This window comes from Actinoplanes auranticolor (assembly GCF_018332655.1).
In the GTDB taxonomy this organism is placed as follows: domain Bacteria; phylum Actinomycetota; class Actinomycetes; order Mycobacteriales; family Micromonosporaceae; genus Actinoplanes; species Actinoplanes auranticolor.
Genome location: NZ_BOQL01000005.1, coordinates 57,983 through 75,048, shown reverse-complemented (window position 1 = coordinate 75,048; position 17,066 = coordinate 57,983). Strand labels below are relative to the sequence as shown.

Here is a 17,066-nt window from a genome sequence, read left to right as displayed (position 1 = left end):
ATCGGCCCGCGGGCACCGGCTCCAGTGTGGAGCCGGTGCCCGCTGCTCGTCAGGACCGGGAGCCCGCCAGGTCCAGCGCGTACTCCGGCCACCACTGGCCGGCCGGCGGCGCGCCGTTGCCGCAGGCACCGTCGGACTCACCCGGGCGCTTGACCCACAGGTACGCGTCGGCCAGGGGCACCCCGGTCCTGGTGGTCGGCGCCTCGCCGAGCGCCCGTCCGGGCGGGTTGCACCAGTGCCGGTCACCGCCGCCCTTCTCGGCCGGCCCGTTGCCGTTGCGGCTGGTGTCCACGACGAAGTGCGCGCCGTTGAGCAGCGCGGACAGCCGGCTGCCGTAGGCGATGTTGTCCGCCGTGGTCTCGAAGTTGGCCACGTTGAGCGAGAAGCCGGACGCCCGGTCGATGCCGGCGCGGCGCAGAGCGGCAGTCAGCCGGGACGGCTGCGTGATCCAGGTCGGATTGCCCGCGTCCAGGTAGACCAGCACTCCGGGGACCGCCCGCAGCGTGTCCACGGCGTCGGCGAGCAGCTCGTAGCGTTCGTCCGTGGCGGCCCCGCCCAGGCAGCCCTGCACGGCCTGCGGGACGGCGTCGGGTTCGAGCACGATCAGCGCCTGGTGGCCGCGCAGGGAACCGGCCAGCGTGCGTACCCAGGCCCGGTAGTCCTCCGCCCCGGCCGCGCCGCCGGCCGACTGCCCGGAGCAGTCCCGCTCCGGGATGTTGTAGAGCGTGAGCACCGGCAGCCGGCCGGCTGCGGTCGCGGCCGCGACCAGCCGCCGGGCCCGCTCGGCGTAACCGGGCGACCCGTCGGCGAACCAGGTGGCGGTGGGCTGCTCGGCGATCCGCCGGATGGCGGCGACATCGGTGGTACGCCCGGCGCCCTGCCACGCCGCGATCTGGTTCACCGCCGCGCCGTTGGGGTCCACGTACAGCTCGCGGTCGCTGAGCCGCCCGGCGGACTCGGCCGCCGCGCTCGACCGCACGGCCGCCGGCCCGAGCACCACGGGGGAGTCCGCGCCGCGCCGCGCGAGCACCACGATGGCGGCTATGACCAGCGCCAGGGCCAGTCCGGCCACGGGCAGTGCCCAGTGGCCCCGCGTCGGGGTGGCGTGTTTCGGCATCGCTCAGCGCACCCGGACCCAGCGGCCGGCCGACGGCACACCCTTGTCGTCCACCAGGAACAACATGTACCAGCCGGAGGGGACGAGCCCCTTGGCCTTCGGGATCGACAGCGCCACGCCGTTCGCCGACGGCGTCACGTCCAGCGCGACCGAGCGCTGGTCGACGTCGGTGACGTGGGTGACCGCGCTGGGGCGCAGCAGCCGGGCCGCGCGCACGCGGCCGGCGTCCGGGGTGGCGAAAGCGACCGTCGTGCCGCGCTGCACCGAGGAGGGTCCGGCGCCGACGACCGGCCGGCTGCCCTTGAACAGGTACGGCGGTGAGTAGATCTCGATGCGCTGCTCGAAGGTCCCCGGGTTCCGGCCGGTCGGGTCGTAGAGCGGATCGCTGCCCATGGTGATGACCCGCCCGTCGGGCAGCAGCAGCGCCTCGGAGTGGTAGTTGCGGCCGACGGTCGACTCCGCGGCTTTCTCGAAGCGGTTGCCCGCCGGCCGGTAGATCTGCACGTTGAACAGGTCGCTGCGGGTCTTGCCGCGGTACTCGCCACCGCGGTAGCCGGAGGAACCGCCGGTGGTCAGCACGGTGTCGTCGGGCAGCAGCACGGTGCTCAGATAGCGGGCCGGCTGCGGCAGATCCGGTCCGGGCTCGTACGCGGGCGCCTTCGCGTCCAGGTCGGCGATGGCCGTCCGCCGCGTGGACACGGCCGACTCGCCCACCTCGCCGCCACCGAAGATCATCACCCGCTGGTCCTGGGCCGGCGGCAGCAGCACCGACGAGCTCGTCTCGGTCATCCGGGCGTCCCGCAGCCCGGGCACCACCTCAAACTTGTTCTTCTCCAGGTCCCACAGCCCGGGGGTACGGCCGATGGTGTCCGAGCCGTAACCGGAGTTGGAGCCGGAGTAGAACAGCCGGTTGTCGCTCATCAGGTGCAGCGCCGGATAGGTGGGGAAGACCCGCTTGAGCTTCGGCGCGTCGACCCAGCGCTGCTGGTCCCGGATGTAGCGCTCGTTGTCGCCGGGCAGCATCCGGCCGAACTCGTCCAGCCCGGAGACCGCGAGTACGTCGCCGTTCGGCATCTCCGCCAGCGTCGGGTACCAGCGGCTCTTGACCATGTCGCCGGTGCGCACGTACCGCTCGGTCCGCGGGTCGAACTCGTACGAGGTCTTGTCGCCGCCGTACTCCTGCTTCTCCCGGGTGATCTTGTCCGAGACGCCGTAGATGTTGCGCCGGTCCAGGCCCTTGAGGCCGGCGACGGCGTACTGCGCCGGGCGGTCCACCACCGCGGCGTCACCCGCGACCGCGGCGTCGACCCAGACCTCGACCGCACCGGCGTGGGTCATCACCTTGTCGCCGTGCTTCATCGCGGTCGCCGCCGGCACGGTCACGTCCGTACGGGTCCGGTAGACCCGCCCGTCCGCGCTGGTCAGCCGGGTGCCCTTCGGGAAGACCCGGGGGCCGCCGGCCGGCGACTCGTTCTTGATCTTCATGACGCCGGCCGCGTGCGTGATGTTCTTCTCCAGCACCTCGTACGACTTCGTCCCGCCGGCGATCAGCAGGTTGCCGTTGGGCAGGAACGTGTGCCCGGCGCAGAACACGTCGGTCGGCGTGGGCACCTCGCTGAACTTGTCGCGCGCGGGGTCGTAGAGCACCGTGCGGAACGTGCCGGCCTCGAAGTTGTCCCGGTTGTTGCCGCTGCCCGCGATGATCAGCACCTTGCCGGTGCTCAGCAGCGCCGCGTGGATGGCGTTGACCCGGTAGCCGGCCGGGACCGGCAGCTGCGCCCAGTGGCCGTACTTCTCCTTGTAGGACTGGCGGTTGATGGTGAAATCGTGCAGCGCGTCCGAGCCGAACGCCACCACGGGCCGGTTGACGAAGACGACCAGGCCCAGGACGACGAGGCTGATCAGGCCGCTCAGCAGGCGGCGCAGCAGCGACGGGCGGGGGCGGGGCTTCATGCGTAGGTCTCCATGGGTTCTGCGGCGGACTTTTCCTGGGGGGTGCCACCGGGCGGGGGCGGTGCTGCCCGGCGGCGCTGGTACTCCTGGCCGGCCCAGATCGCGGGCGGCAGCAGGCAGATCACGAGATTGAGGGCCGGCCAGAGCCACATCGTCCCGTCGACGTGGCCGCCGATCGGCGCGCAGACGAGCAGCACCAGGTAGAACGCGGCCCAGCGCAGGCCCGGCCCGAACGTCAGCAACCGGTCCGGGCTGGCCGAGTCGCCCTTGGGCGTGACCACGAAACCGGTCTGCCGGCGCAACAGCGAGCTCAGGTACGACGAGACGTACACCGGCGTGGACAATGTGGACATCAGCATGCCGGTGAGCCCGGAGGAACCGGCCTCCTCGTGCGGGCTGGTGTTGTGCCGGCGGTTCCACACGTACAGGCCCACCTGGAACAGGGCGGCGTCCACATAGAGCATCAGCCACACCTCCTGCGGCACCTGCACGCCCTTGGCGCCCAGCACCAGGTAGCAGACGGCGTTGACGGCGCCCAGCAGCCAGGCCAGCGCGGTCAGCGGGTAGTACGACATCAGCAGTCCGTAGTGCAGCGCCCGCCGGAACCCGAGCCGCCACATGAACCGCCCGAACGAGGTGACGACGACCTCGTCCGTGCCCCGCGACCACCGGTGCTGCTGGGTGAAGTAGTCGGTCCACGACGACGGGCCCTCGCCGACCGCGAGCACGTCCGGGGTGTAGACCGAGCGCCAGTGCCGGCCGGAGTGCGGGTTGCGGGCGCTGTGCAGCGCCAGGCTGGTGGCCATGTCCTCGGTGATCGAGTCCTGCAGGCCGCCGATGCTGCGCAGGGCCGAGATGCGGACCGCGTTGTTCGTGCCGACCAGCATCGAGACGCCGAGCCGGTTGCCGGCCCGCTGCAGCAGCGAGTGGAACAGGTACTGCTGCGACTCGGCCCAGCGGGTCACCACGTTGTCGTAGTTGCCGTAGATCTGCGGGCCCACCACGAACGCCACGTCAGGATCGCGGAAGTAGCCGAGCAGCCGCTCGCAGAAGTTGGGCATCGGCACGTGGTCCGGGTCGACCGAGACGAAGACGTCGTAGTCGTCGCCGTGCTCGCTGACCCACGAGTTGTAGTTGCCGTGCTTGGTCTTCGCCTTGAAGGCCCCGGCCTCGGTGTTGAACTCCGCGCGGCCGCGACGGCTGAAGTGCTGCACGCCGGTCCGCGCGCACATCGCCTTGACCTCGTCGTCGTCGCCCTCGTCGAGCAGCCACACGTCGTAGCGGCCGGGGTGGCGGATCGCCCGCGCCGCGCGCAGGGTGCGCTCGACCATCTCGACCGGTTCCTTGCCCGGCACGATGGTGGTCAGGAAGGCCACCCGCAGCGCCCGGTCCGGCACCATCGGCACCGGGTCGCGGGCCCAGAGCGTGGCCAGGCACAGCGTGAACACGTTGACCAGCCGGAACAGCTCGATCAGCGCGGTCGCCACGATCATCACCACGGTGGCGGCGTAGAGCCACGTGTGCAGGTCGCGGTCGGGCACCTCGATCGAGGACAGCAGCCAGGCGAAGAACGTGGTCTCGAAGGTGAACGCGAACAGTGTGATCAGCACGGTCGTCAGCGGCCGGCGGCGGGCCAGCGGGCGCATCTTGACCCGGGCCGGGCCGGGGGCGGGCACCTCCGCGGGGCCGGCGAGCACGCTGTAGCTGCTGTACTCGTACCGGCCCGGCAGCAGGACGGTGGGGTTGTTCAGAGCGCGCACGAGCGCGGCATCCACGGCCGCTCGCGGCGCGGGGATGTTCTGCGGTGGCGGAACGGGGTCGCTCATCGGCGTCCTCTCACAATCGGACCCGGGCATGGCGGTGTCGGCGAGAACGCCGGAGGCGCTCGCCGGTGCCGGACAGGCAGCGTCAGGCGGACAACGGCACGGCGGAACGGACCCGCACCGGGGTGTCGGCGGCATTCCCGCCGGCGGCCCGCGGCCGGTTGAGCTGGCGCGGGCGCGCCGCCGGCTGCTGCGCCCGAGAGCCCAGCAGCAGGCGCTCCGGTGTCGTGGCGGGTCGTTGTTTGGCGACGAACGCCCGGCGGGCCGCGGCGAAACCGGACCGGTCGCCGAACATGTCGCTGCTCATCTCCGCGAGCTCGCGCGCCTCGTAGACGTCCAGCGGGACGCGTTCCGCGGCGAGCCGTCTGGCCTTGGCGGACTGCCGGCGGCGGGCGTCACGGGCATCGGCGTGCCGGCCGGCGAGCGCGGTGAGCCACTCGGCGTACGCCTCGGGGTGGCGCGGGCCGACCTCGTCGACCAGGCCCAGCGTCGCCGCCTGCTCGGCGCTGACCGGCAGTTTCCCGTCGATCAGCCGCTGGGCGGTCTCGGCTCCGACGCGCCGGGGGAGCGTGTACGTGTGCAGCTCCGAGCCGTACAGGCCGATGTCGTAGTAGGGGTTGAGCACGATGCCGCGGCGGGCGGCCACGAGGTCGGCGCCCAGGCCCAGCATCACGCCGCCGGCACCGGCGCTGCCCGCGTACGCGGCCACCACGACCTGCCGGGTGCAGCTGATGATCTCGCGGCACACCGCGTTGATGGCCTTGATGTTCGCCCAGGCCGCGGCGGCCGGGTCGGCGGCGGCGTCCACCGCCGTCAGGTGGATGCCGTTGCTGAAGGCGTCGGTCCCGCTGCGCAGCACCAGCACCCGGGTGTCCTGCGCCGCGGCGTGCCGCAGCGCGGCCAGCAGCCGCCGGCAGTGCCCGGTCGACATCGCGCCGTTGTAGAAGTCGAAGGCCAGCCAGCCGACCGGCCCGGTACGCCGGTAGCGCACCTGCCGGTACGACGGCCCCTCCGGTTCCGCGCCCGGGGGCAGCGGCGAGTCGGGTACGTCGTGCAGCCGCTTGCCCAGCAGCGTCGTGGCGGGCAGCTTCACCTGTCCGGGGCGGGTCGCGTCGCGTAACTGGCCCAGCCACAGGCTGCCGTCGCCGGTGGCCACCAGCACGGCACTCTGGCGGCGGCTCAGCACCGTGCCGGGACGCGCGCCGCGGGCCAGCCCGGGATGCGCGTCGTACGCGAACACCTCCAGCCCGCTCACCGTGGTCCGGACCCCGGGAGCGCCGTCGGCCGCCCGGATCCGCCGCAGGATCTGCTCGCTGGACTGGGACCAGTCGAATGCCCGGTCGGCCTGCTTCATCACCGGGCGGGCCCGGGTGCCGGGCACCTCGACGGTCATCTCGGTGGCCGGCACCGGACGGAAGCCCGGGTCGGCGGCCTTGGCGAGGACCTCGAACACGCACTCCACGGCGGCGTCGGCCACCGGTCCGTTGTACAGCGACGACTTGCGCGGGGCGCCGCCCGGCATCGGAAACGTGCGGGTGGCCCAGATCGGGCCCGCGTCCATCTCCTGCACGGCCTGCAGAGCGGTGACTCCCCAGGTGGAGACGCCCTCGGTGATCGCCCAGTCCAGCGACGACGGACCCCGGTCGCCGACCGGCCCGGGGTGGATGATCACCGTGCGGTACTTGCGCCAGACCTGGGCGGGGACCCGGTCCTTGAGGTACGGGCAGAGGATCAGCTCGGGCCGGGCCGCGGCGACCCCGTCGACGATGTCCTGCGCACCGGTGGCGAGCAGCACACCGACGTCGTGGCCCGCCTCCCGCAGCGCGCACCAGGCCCGCTGACTCAGACCGTTGAACGCCGACACGAGCAGCAGAACCCGCACATTGCCTCCCCAGACAATTCCCCCAACGACCCGCGGGCAGTCTTTGCCACCTCTTTGTCGTTATGTCGGACATGCTGTCCGATAGCGGTCCACGGTCCCGATGGTGTCGGCCGGCGGACTAAGCTTTGGGGCATACCCCCCGTCCAACTGGCGTCGGGGTTTTTCGATGTGCCTTACGGGAGTCTTTTTCCATGCGACCTGATGGATCTTCGCGGAAGTTCCTCCCATGCAGCTGAGTGGCCTGATCCCGGCCGCCCTGCGGGACCGCGGGCTGGCCCGGGCCCGTGACCTGGCCCGCAAGGGCGGCGCCGACTCCGACGCGCTCGACCTGACCGCGCCCGCCGCGCTGCGGCCGTTCGTCGTGGCCGCTGTCGCCGGTCCGGCCGAGCACGGTGGCGCCGGGCGCCCGGTGCTGGCCGTGACCGCGACCAGCCGCGAGGCCGACGACCTGGCCGACGCGCTGGGCTGCCTGATCTCGCCCGAGCGGGTCGCCGTCTTCCCGTCCTGGGAGACCCTGCCGCACGAGCGCCTCTCGCCGCGCTCCGACACCGTCGGGCGCCGGCTGGCCGTGCTGCGCCGCCTGGCCCACCCCGGCGCCAACGGGGGCGAGCCGGTGCAGGTCGTCGTCGCGCCGATCCGCAGCCTGCTGCAGCCCCAGCTCAAGGGCCTCGGCGACCTCGAGCCGGTCGAGCTGGCCACCGGCGGCACCGCCGAGCTGGAGGCCGTCGCCCGCCGGCTCACCGACATGGCGTACGCCCGCGTCGACCTGGTCACCAAGCGCGGGGAGTACGCGGTCCGCGGTGGCATCCTCGACGTCTTCCCGCCCACCGACGAGCACCCGTCCCGGGTCGAGTTCTGGGGCGACGAGGTGGAGGAGATCCGCACCTTCGCCGTCGCCGACCAGCGCACGATCTCCGAGGTCCAGCGGCTCTGGGCGCCGCCCTGCCGGGAACTGCTGCTCACCCCGGAGGTGCGCGCCCGCGCCGCCGAGCTGGCCGAGCAGCACCCGGAGATCGGCGAGATCCTCGACAAGCTGGCCGACGGCATCCCGGTCGAGGGCATGGAGTCGCTGGCGCCCGCGCTGATGGACGGCACGGACTCCATGGAGCTGCTCATCGACTGCATGCCGCGGGGCACCCACGTGCTGCTCTGCGACCCGGAGCGGATCCGCACCCGCGCGCACGACCTGACCCGTACCTCGGACGAGTTCCTCGAGGCCAGCTGGGCCGCGGCCGCCGTCGGCGGCCAGGCCCCGATCGACGTCGGCGCCGCCGCCTTCAAGACCCTCGCGGACGTACGCGCGCACGCCGCGGTCCTGCACCAGCCGTGGTGGACCGTCTCGCCGTTCGGCCTGGATCCCACGCAGGAGCCCGCCGCCGACACCCCGTGGCTGGATACACCCGCCGTCGAGGTGTCGCCCGACCTCGGCGACGCCATCAGCCTGCACGCCCAGCCCGTCCCGCTCTATCACGGCGACACCGCCAAACTCGCCGCCGACCTGCGGGAGTGGGCCGGCGAGCAGTGGGCGATCGCGCTGGTCTTCGAGGGCCACGGCACCGCCCAGCGCGCCACCGAGCTGCTGCGCGACGCCGGCCTCGGGGTCACCCCGGTCGACGCCATCGGAACCGCGGTCGAGCCGGGCCAGCTCCTGGTCACCTGCGGCGGGCTCAACCACGGCTTCGTCGACGAGAGCTCCCGGCTCGCGGTCATCACCGGCAACGACATCACCGGCGGCCGCGGCGCGTCCACCAAGGACATGCGCAAGATGCCCAGCCGGCGGCGCAACACCATCGACCCGCTCGAGCTCAAGCCGGGCGACTTCGTCGTGCACGAGCAGCACGGCATCGGCAAGTACGTCGAGCTGGTGCAGCGCACGGTGAACGGCGCCGAGCGCGAGTACATGGTCATCGAGTACGCCGCCAGCAAGCGCGGCCAGCCCGGCGACCGGCTCTTCGTCCCCACCGACCAGCTCGACCAGCTCTCCCGCTACGTCGGCGGTGAGTCGCCGACGCTGCACAAGATGGGCGGCTCGGAGTGGCAGAAGAGCAAGGCCCGCGCGCGCAAGGCCGTCCGCGAGATCGCGGCCCAGCTCATCCAGCTGTACGCGGCCCGGCAGGCGTCCAAGGGCCACGCGTTCGGCCCGGACACCCCGTGGCAGCGCGAGCTCGAGGACGCGTTCCCGTACACCGAGACCCCCGACCAGATGGCGGCGATCATCGAGGTCAAGCAGGACATGGAGCTGGCCGTCCCGATGGACAGGCTGATCTGTGGCGACGTCGGGTACGGCAAGACCGAGATCGCGGTCCGGGCGGCGTTCAAGGCGGTCCAGGACGGCAAGCAGGTCGCCATCCTGGTGCCCACCACGCTGCTCGCCCAGCAGCACTACAACACGTTCGCCGAGCGGATGAGCCAGTTCCCGGTGTCGATCAAGCAGCTCTCCCGCTTCCAGACGCCCAAGGAGGCCACCCAGACGCTGGAGGAGGCGGCCAACGGCACCGCCGACATCGTCATCGGCACCCACCGGCTGCTGGCCGCGGCGACCCGCTTCAAGAACCTTGGCATGGTCATCGTCGACGAGGAGCAGCGCTTCGGCGTCGAGCACAAGGAGCAGCTCAAGACTCTGCGCGCCTCGGTGGACGTGCTGACCATGTCCGCCACGCCGATCCCGCGCACCCTGGAGATGGCGATCACCGGCATCCGCGAGATGTCGACCATCGCCACCCCGCCCGAGGAACGGCACCCGGTGCTGACCTTCGTCGGCGCGCACGACGACAAGCAGGTGGCCGCGGCGATCCACCGCGAGCTGCTCCGCGACGGTCAGGTCTTCTACCTGCACAACCGGGTCGAGTCGATCGACAAGGCGGCCCGCCGGCTGCGTGAGCTGGTGCCCGAGGCGCGGGTCGCGGTCGCGCACGGCCAGATGGGCGAGGAAGCCCTCGAGAAGGTGATGGTCGGCTTCTGGGAGAAGGACTTCGACGTGCTGGTCTGCACGACCATCGTGGAGTCCGGCATCGACATCCCGAACGCCAACACCCTCATCGTCGAGCGCGCCGACCTGCTCGGCCTGTCCCAGCTGCACCAGATCCGCGGCCGGGTCGGCCGTGGCCGCGAGCGCGCGTACGCGTACTTCCTCTACCCGCGGGAGAAGCCGCTCACCGAGACCGCCCACGAGCGGCTCGCCACCATCGCGCAGCACACCGAGCTCGGCGCGGGCATGTACGTGGCCATGAAGGACCTCGAGATCCGCGGGGCCGGCAACCTGCTCGGCGGCGAGCAGTCCGGCCACATCGAGGGCGTCGGCTTCGACCTGTACGTGCGGATGGTCGGCGAGGCGGTCAGCGCCTTCAAGGGTGAGCGGCCCGAGGAGGAGCCGGAGGTCAAGGTGGACCTGCCGATCGACGCGCACCTGCCGACCGACTACATCGCGGTGGAGCGGCTGCGCCTGGAGATGTACCGCAAGCTCGCCGAGGCCCGCGACAACGCCCGCCTGGACGAGGTCGTGGCCGAGATGACCGACCGCTACGGCGAGCCGCCCGAGCAGGTGAAGAACCTGATCGCGGTGGCCCGGTTCCGGCTCTTCGCCCGGGCGTACGGCCTCACCGACGTCTCGGTGCAGGGCAAGCACCTGCGGTTCTCGCCGCTGCCGCTGCCCGACTCCAAGCAGATGCGGCTCAAGCGCTACCACCCGGACGCGGTCTACAAGACCACCAACGACCAGGTCAGCGTGCCCCGGCCGACGACCCGGCGGGTGGGCGGCGAACCCCTGCGTGACCAGGCCCTGCTGCAGTGGTGCGCGCAGCTGCTCAAGGACGTGCTCGGCGAGGTTCCGGCCCCGGTGTCGGCATGATCCGATATCAGGGGGTGGGCGGCGTACGTCACATCAGCCGTGAGAGAGTGCTAACCATGCAGCGTGCCCGCCGACTCGCATCCACCGCCGTCGTCGCCGCCCTGGCGGTGAGCGCCCTGTCCGCCTGCCGCGCGGAGCCCGACGTGGCCGCGTATCTGGGTGACGGCCGGACGATCACCGAGGCCCGCATCGAGGGTGTCTACGACGAGGCCCGCGACGAGCTGACCAAGGCCCGCGAGCAGGTCCAGCAGCAGCAGGGCAGCACCGGCGCCTCGGCCCAGCCCGTCCCGCCGGTGCAGGTCCCGTTCAAGCAGAAGGACGTGCTGAACGCTCTGCTCACCATCCAGCTGCTGGAGCAGGCGGCGAGCGCGCACGGCGTGCAGGCCGGTGCCGAGCCCACGGTCGAGCAGGTCGCGCAGGGCTCGAACTATTCCCCGACGTGGGAGTACACGAAGCTCTACACGCGTACGTTCCAGCTGCGGGCGGCGCTGCTGCCCAAGGTGGCCCCGGCGCCGCTGACCGACGCCGACCTGCGGCCGGTCTACGACAAGCTGCTGTCCGGCAGCGAGGGCGGCGCGACGCCGTTCGACCAGTTCAAGACCCAGCTCTCGGCCGAGAACAAGCAGGCCCTGCAGCAGAGTATCGGCCTGCGCAACGAGCTCGCCAAGATCGTGGCGGAAGACGACGTCAAGCTGAACCCCCGCTACGGCAACCAGCAGCTCGTGCTGCTGTCGGCGCAGGCGGGCAACGCGGACGTGGCCCTGGTCGAGCTGTCGCTCGGCGGCGCCGGCGCCTCCGAGGCCCCGTTCGTCACCGACGTCTCCTGATGGCCCCAGCCGGACGGATAGTCCTGCTGGTCACGTCCCCGCGGCTGCCGGCCGGCCTGCTCACCGCCGAGGCGTGGGACCTGCTGCGCGCCCACCCGGTCTACACGGCCGGCGAGGGCGACCAGGTGGACGCGCTGCGCTCCTCCGGCGTGCCGGTCACGGTGATCGAGCCCGACCCGGAAACCCTGGTCGCGGCGCTGGCCACCCACGAGACGGTGATCTGGCTGGCCGGAGCGGCCGGCGACGAGGACTTCGCCCGGCGTCTCGGCCTGCGCCTGGCCCGCGAGCCGTCCCTGGCCGAACTGGAGCTCTGCTACGGCTCGTGGGACCCGCCGGGAGCCCGGCTGCTGGACGCGGTGGCGGTGATGGACCGGCTCGCCTCGCCCGGCGGGGACCCGTGGAAGCTGCAGCAGACCCACCAGAGCCTGGCGCCGTACCTGCTGGAGGAGAGCTACGAGGCGTACGACGCGATCGTGGCCTCCGACCTCGGCGCGCTGCGCGAGGAACTCGGTGACGTGCTGCTGCAGGTCGTCCTGCACGCCCGGCTCGCGGAGAACCTCCCGGAGGACGAACGCTGGAACGTCGACGACGTGGCCGGCGGCCTGGTGGAGAAGATGGTCCGCCGCAACCCGCACGTCTTCGCGGGCGAGCAGGTCGGCGGCGTCGAGGACATCATCGACAACTGGGAACGCATCAAGAAGGCGGAGAAGGCCCGCGACTCGGTCCTGGAAGGAATCGCGCTGAGCCAGCCGGCCCTGTCCCTGGCGGCGAAGATCCTCCAGCGGGCCGAGCGGGCGGGGGTGGGCGTGTCGCTGCCCGCCGGTTCGGGCCTGGGCGCGACGTTGCTGCGGCTGGTCGCGGATGCGCGGTCGCAGGGGCTCGACGCGGAGGCCGCGCTGCGGCAGGCGGCCCTGGACCTGGCGGCCGAGATCCGCGCAGCCGAGGGCTGACGCTCCGCCTGCCCCATCGATCCCTGCAGGGTCGGTCCTGGCGGCGTTGGTCCTGTCCGTGCCGATCTCGGCGGGGCGAGAATGTCGTACCCGGCGGGTAGATTTCGGTCCATGCCGGAGTTCGTGCCGCTCGCGGAGAGCATCGTCGACGCCATCCTGGAGACCGACCCCGCGCTGGCGTCCTACGCCGGCGATCACCGCTTCGACGATAGGCTGCCCGATCTGTCCCCCGGTGCGGTCACCGACCGGGTGACCATGCTGCGCGATGCCGCCGACGCCCTGTCCGGCACCGACCCGGACGACTTCGACGACCAGGACAAGGTCGACCACGCGATCCTGTCGGCCATCGTCGAGCGCGGCATGTTCGAGCTCAGCGACGTCCGCGAGCACGAGTGGAATCCGCTCGTCCACAATCCCGGCCCGCTGCTGCACACCCTGCTGTCCCGCTCGTTCGCCCCCGCGGAGGAGCGCCTCAGCAGCCTCGGCGGCCGGCTGGCGGCCATCCCGGACGCCCTCGCCACCGCCCGCGCGGTCCTGCGCGACGTGCCCCGGCTGCACACCGAGGTCGCGGTCGGCCAGTTCGCCGGCGCGGCGACCCTGATCCGCGACCAGGTGCCGGGCCTGCTCGCCGAGGCGCCGAGCCTGCGCCCCGCGGTCGAGCCGGCCGCGGCCACGGCCCTGGCCGCCCTGGCCGAGTTCGACGGCTGGCTCAAGGCGAGGCTGGAGAGCGGCGAGCCCGGCCGCGACCCCCGCCTCGGCCGCCCGCTGTGGGAGGCCCGGCTCTGGCACACGCTCGACACCGAGCTGCCGGCGTCGGAGGTCCTGTCCCGGGCGGAACGCAACCTGGCCGAGGTCGGCGAGCAGCTCCGCGCGGCCGCGGCCGAGCTGGCCGGCGGCCCAGCCACCGACGAGACGGTCCGCCGCGCCCTGGACACCCTGGCCGCGCAGCACCCCGACGACAGCACGATCGTCGACCTGGCCAAGGTGACGATGGCCGAGGCGACCGAGTTCGTCCGCGAGCACGCCCTGATGACCCTGATCGACGACCCGTGCGTGATCGAGGAGATGCCGGAATTCGCCCGCGGCGTGGCGGTGGCCTACTGCGACCCGCCGGGCCCGCTGGAGACCGCGGACGTCCCGACGTTCTACTGCATCGCCCCGGCCCCGTCCGACTGGCCGCAGGAGCGCGTGGAGTCGTTCTACCGCGAGTACAACGACCACATGCTGCGCAACCTGACGGTCCACGAGGCGATGCCCGGCCACTTCCTGCAGCTGGCCCACTCCCGCCGCTTCCGAGCCGACACGAGGGTCCGGGCGCTGGGCTTCTCCGGCCCGTTCGTCGAGGGCTGGGCGGTGTACGCGGAGGAACTGATGGCCGGCCTCGGCTTCGGCGGCCTGCCGATCCGCCTGCAACAGCTCAAGATGCAGCTCCGCATGAGCCTGAACGCGATCCTCGACCAACTGGTCCACTGCGAGGACCTGACCGAAACCGAAGCGATGGCAATGATGACGGGCCGAGGCTTCCAGGAGGAAGGCGAAGCAGCAGGCAAGTGGAAGCGTGCCCTGCTGACCTCGACCCAGCTCTCCACCTACTTCGTGGGCTACACGGAGATGTCGGCGATCGCCGCAGCCCGCCCGTTCGGCGCGACACCGAAGGCCTGGCACGACGCGATGCTGGCGCACGGGTCGCCGCCGCCGCGGCATCTACGCACGCTGCTGGGGGTCTGAGGCTCTCCCCGCAGCCGCGCCGCGCCGGTCCTGAGCTGCACCGCGCTGGGTCGCGCTGGGCGCCACAGCTGGTGTGCCGAGCAGCCGATACTCCGAACCCGAGAGCTACCGCCCCCGGCGATCCACCAGCTTGGCGGACTTCGGCAGCTCGAACATCGCTTCCTCGACCTCTTCCGAGTAGTGCGTCATCGCCACCTCCACCCGGGTCCGGCCCAGGATGCCGTCGAAGCTGCCCAGCACCCCCTCATTGGTGATGCAGGTGGTGAAATCACGGGCCGCCGCGTCGTCGACCCCCGCCAGTTGCACGCATGTCGCGTGCCGGCCCGCGATCGTCGTGTCGTGCTGCTCCACCTGCACGTCGTTGTCCAGCACCGCCGCGTTCAGCAGGGCCAGCACCGTCGCCGGGTGGATCAGGCCGCTCTGGCCCGCGCCGGCGAAGACTGTTGCCGGGGCCGGGCTCGCCGGTGTCGCCGGCGCCGTCAGGGTGCAGGTCGTCGTTTTCGCCGTACGGCACTCCGTGGTCGCGTCCGCCGTCACCGTCACCTTGCCGCCGGGGTACACGTACGCCGTCCTGGCCGGTTTCCGGGTCTGCGCGACCGTGGCCTTCTCGCCGCCCGACAGCTGGTAGTTCGCCTCGTACGTCAGGTCCGCCGCCGACGTCATCTGCGCCGCCAGGTCGGCCACCAGGTCGTTGCGGGTCAGACCCTGGCCCGGCTCGTCCAGGTCCGAGCAGCCCGCCGTCGCGGCGCACAGCATGAGTACGGCCGTGGCGAGGCGTCGGCGGAGAACAGGCACGTGACCCACCTTTGCCGATGCGTGCAACTGCGCGCAAACCGGTTCTCAGGCCCGGGTGCGGCTCAGCAGTTGCTGGCGCATCACGTACCTGCGGATCACCCGGGCCTGCGCCTCGGTCGCGTTGAAGATGGCCACCAGCTCCACCGACATCGGTCCCGGGGGCACCTGCTGGGCCAGCGCCTCGACCTTCGACGCCGTCGCGGCCACGTCGATGGTCTCGCTGCCCAGTGCTATGCGCAGCTGCAGGTCCTCGCCGTCGCGCACGTTGGTGCCCTCGAAGTGGGCGCGCATGCTGTGTTCGCTGATGTCGCGGATCCAGCCGTTCGTGTCCGGGAAGCCCACCCGGTGCATGATCACCTGTTCGCCACCGCCGCCGCGGACGAAGTGGCGCTGCTGTTCGACCAGCGGTTCGCCGCGGGCCTCCACCTGCAGGCGGTTCTCGGCCACCTCCAGGACCGCGCACGTCAGTGCATACCGGCCGCGGGGGGCCGCCGACCAGCGCAGGGTGACGTCCGCGCCCACGACGGGGACGGCGACCAGCGGGGCTGACAGTGTCAGACCTTTGCCCTCCGCGTGAACCACACGGACACGGGAGGCCTGCTCGTCGGAGGCGGTCATCTCGACGTACGAGCCGGCATCGGGAAGGAGCACGGTAGTAGTCATGGCGATACCCGAGATCGGCATTTTCCGGCCCTGCCTGAGGCATGTGGCGCCGCGAGTTCACCGGCCGCCGCCACGGGCGACACCCCGGGTCGATACGCTCTAGCCCGTGGTGGGCCGCAGGGTCGCGGTCTGGAATCTATCCATACGAGCATGAGGAGCGACACGACAGATGGCCACCATTGAAGCGATCGTCGCCCGGGAGATTCTCGACTCGCGGGGCAACCCCACCGTCGAGGTCGAGGTGGGCCTGGACGACGGCACGGTCGGACGCGCCGCGGTGCCGTCCGGCGCCTCCACGGGCGCCTTCGAGGCGATCGAGCTCCGGGACGGTGACAAGGGCCGCTACCTCGGCAAGGGCGTCGAGAAGGCGGTCAGCAACGTCGAGGACAAGATCGCCGACGAGCTGCTCGGCTACGAGGCCAGCGAGCAGCGCCTGATCGACGAGAAGATGCTCGACATCGACGGCACCGCCGACAAGTCCGAGCTGGGCGCCAACGCCATCCTCGGCGTGTCGCTCGCCGTCGCCAAGGCCGCCGCGCTCTCCGCCGAGCTGCCGCTGTTCCGCTACGTCGGCGGGCCGAACGCGCACGTGCTGCCCGTACCGATGATGAACATCCTCAACGGTGGCGCGCACGCCGACTCGAACGTCGACGTGCAGGAATTCATGATCGCCCCGATCGGCGCGCCGTCGTTCCGCGAGGCGCTGCGCACCGGCGCGGAGGTCTACCACGCGCTCAAGTCGGTGCTGAAGAAGAAGGGCCTGTCGACCGGGCTGGGCGACGAGGGCGGCTTCGCGCCGAGCCTGCCGACCAACGCGGCCGCGCTGGACCTGATCGCCGAGGCCGTGCAGGCCGCCGGCTTCAGCCTGGGCACCGACATCGTGCTGGCCATGGACGTGGCGGCGACCGAGTTCCACAAGGACGGCGCGTACGTCTTCGAGGGCTCGCCGAAGTCGACCGACGAGATGATCAACTACTACGCCAAGCTCGCCGAGACGTACCCGATCGTCTCCATCGAGGACCCGCTGGACGAGGAGGACTGGGCCGGCTGGACCGCGCTCACCTCGCAGATCGGCGGCAAGGTGCAGATCGTCGGCGACGACCTGTTCGTCACCAACCCGACCCGTATCGGCCGGGGCATCGCCGAGGGCGCCGCCAACGCGGTCCTCGTCAAGGTCAACCAGATCGGCTCGCTGACCGAGACCCTGGACGCCGTGGACATGGCGCACCGGGCCGGCTTCAAGACGATGATGAGCCACCGCTCCGGTGAGACCGAGGACACCACGATCTCGGACCTGGCCGTCGCTGTGGGTAGCGGTCAGATCAAGACCGGCGCGCCGGCCCGCTCGGACCGCGTCGCCAAGTACAACCAGCTGCTGCGCATCGAGGAAGAGCTCGGCAGCGCCGCCCGGTACGCCGGTGCGGGCGCGTTCCCGCGTTACCGCACCGCGTAACGCTGCGTCGACAGATCATGGAGTTGTG

11 protein-coding genes are annotated in these 17,066 nt (G+C 71.8%); 5 read left to right on the top strand and 6 right to left on the bottom strand.

Going from position 1 to position 17,066, the window contains the following annotated elements:
* Positions 1 to 49: 49 nt before the first annotated feature.
* From Aau02nite_RS02585 to Aau02nite_RS02570, 4 genes are all read right to left on the bottom strand, one after another.
* A complete protein-coding gene (locus Aau02nite_RS02585) occupies positions 50 to 1,117 on the bottom strand; it encodes a glycoside hydrolase family 6 protein (RefSeq protein WP_212986667.1) in 1,068 nt (355 codons plus the stop codon).
* Positions 1,118 to 1,120: 3 nt separating this feature from the next.
* Positions 1,121 to 3,070 (bottom strand): radical copper oxidase GlxA, encoded by a 1,950-nt coding sequence (glxA, locus tag Aau02nite_RS02580; RefSeq protein ID WP_212986666.1) that lies wholly within the window; start codon positions 3,068 to 3,070, stop codon positions 1,121 to 1,123.
* On the bottom strand, positions 3,067 to 4,896 hold the full coding sequence (locus tag Aau02nite_RS02575; protein ID WP_212986665.1) for a glycosyltransferase family 2 protein: 1,830 nt from the start codon (positions 4,894 to 4,896) through the stop codon (positions 3,067 to 3,069). The genes glxA and Aau02nite_RS02575 overlap by 4 nt, the downstream gene beginning before the upstream one ends.
* Positions 4,897 to 4,978: 82 nt before the next feature.
* Positions 4,979 to 6,775 carry a hydrogenase maturation protein gene (locus Aau02nite_RS02570; RefSeq protein WP_212986664.1) on the bottom strand — a complete coding sequence of 599 codons (1,797 nt, stop codon included), beginning with the start codon at positions 6,773 to 6,775 and terminating at the stop codon, positions 4,979 to 4,981.
* A 226-nt stretch (positions 6,776 to 7,001) separates the two neighbouring features.
* Here Aau02nite_RS02570 and mfd point away from each other — a divergent pair, with 226 nt between their 5' ends.
* The 4 genes from mfd (at position 7,002) to Aau02nite_RS02550 (ending at position 14,127) form a co-directional block, all read left to right on the top strand.
* Entirely contained in the window at positions 7,002 to 10,622 is a 3,621-nt protein-coding gene (mfd, locus tag Aau02nite_RS02565) for a transcription-repair coupling factor (protein ID WP_212986663.1), read from the top strand.
* Positions 10,623 to 10,678: 56 nt separating this feature from the next.
* A complete protein-coding gene (locus Aau02nite_RS02560; protein WP_212986662.1) occupies positions 10,679 to 11,449 on the top strand; it encodes a hypothetical protein in 771 nt (256 codons plus the stop codon).
* A complete protein-coding gene (locus tag Aau02nite_RS02555) occupies positions 11,449 to 12,399 on the top strand; it encodes a nucleoside triphosphate pyrophosphohydrolase (protein WP_212986661.1) in 951 nt (316 codons plus the stop codon). The genes Aau02nite_RS02560 and Aau02nite_RS02555 overlap by 1 nt, the downstream gene beginning before the upstream one ends.
* A gap of 111 nt (positions 12,400 to 12,510) precedes the next feature.
* A complete protein-coding gene (locus tag Aau02nite_RS02550; protein WP_212986660.1) occupies positions 12,511 to 14,127 on the top strand; it encodes a DUF885 domain-containing protein in 1,617 nt (538 codons plus the stop codon).
* Positions 14,128 to 14,232: 105 nt separating this feature from the next.
* On the opposite strand, the gene Aau02nite_RS02545 is transcribed toward Aau02nite_RS02550, so the two are convergent.
* Positions 14,233 to 14,922 (bottom strand): hypothetical protein, encoded by a 690-nt coding sequence (locus Aau02nite_RS02545; RefSeq protein WP_246594841.1) that lies wholly within the window; start codon positions 14,920 to 14,922, stop codon positions 14,233 to 14,235.
* A gap of 45 nt (positions 14,923 to 14,967) precedes the next feature.
* A complete protein-coding gene (locus Aau02nite_RS02540) occupies positions 14,968 to 15,585 on the bottom strand; it encodes a hypothetical protein (RefSeq protein ID WP_212986659.1) in 618 nt (205 codons plus the stop codon).
* A 169-nt stretch (positions 15,586 to 15,754) separates the two neighbouring features.
* On the opposite strand from Aau02nite_RS02540, the gene eno reads away from it, so the two are divergent.
* Positions 15,755 to 17,038: a phosphopyruvate hydratase gene (eno, locus tag Aau02nite_RS02535; RefSeq protein WP_212986658.1), complete on the top strand. Its 1,284-nt coding sequence runs from the start codon at positions 15,755 to 15,757 to the stop codon at positions 17,036 to 17,038.
* Positions 17,039 to 17,066 lie beyond the last annotated feature (28 nt).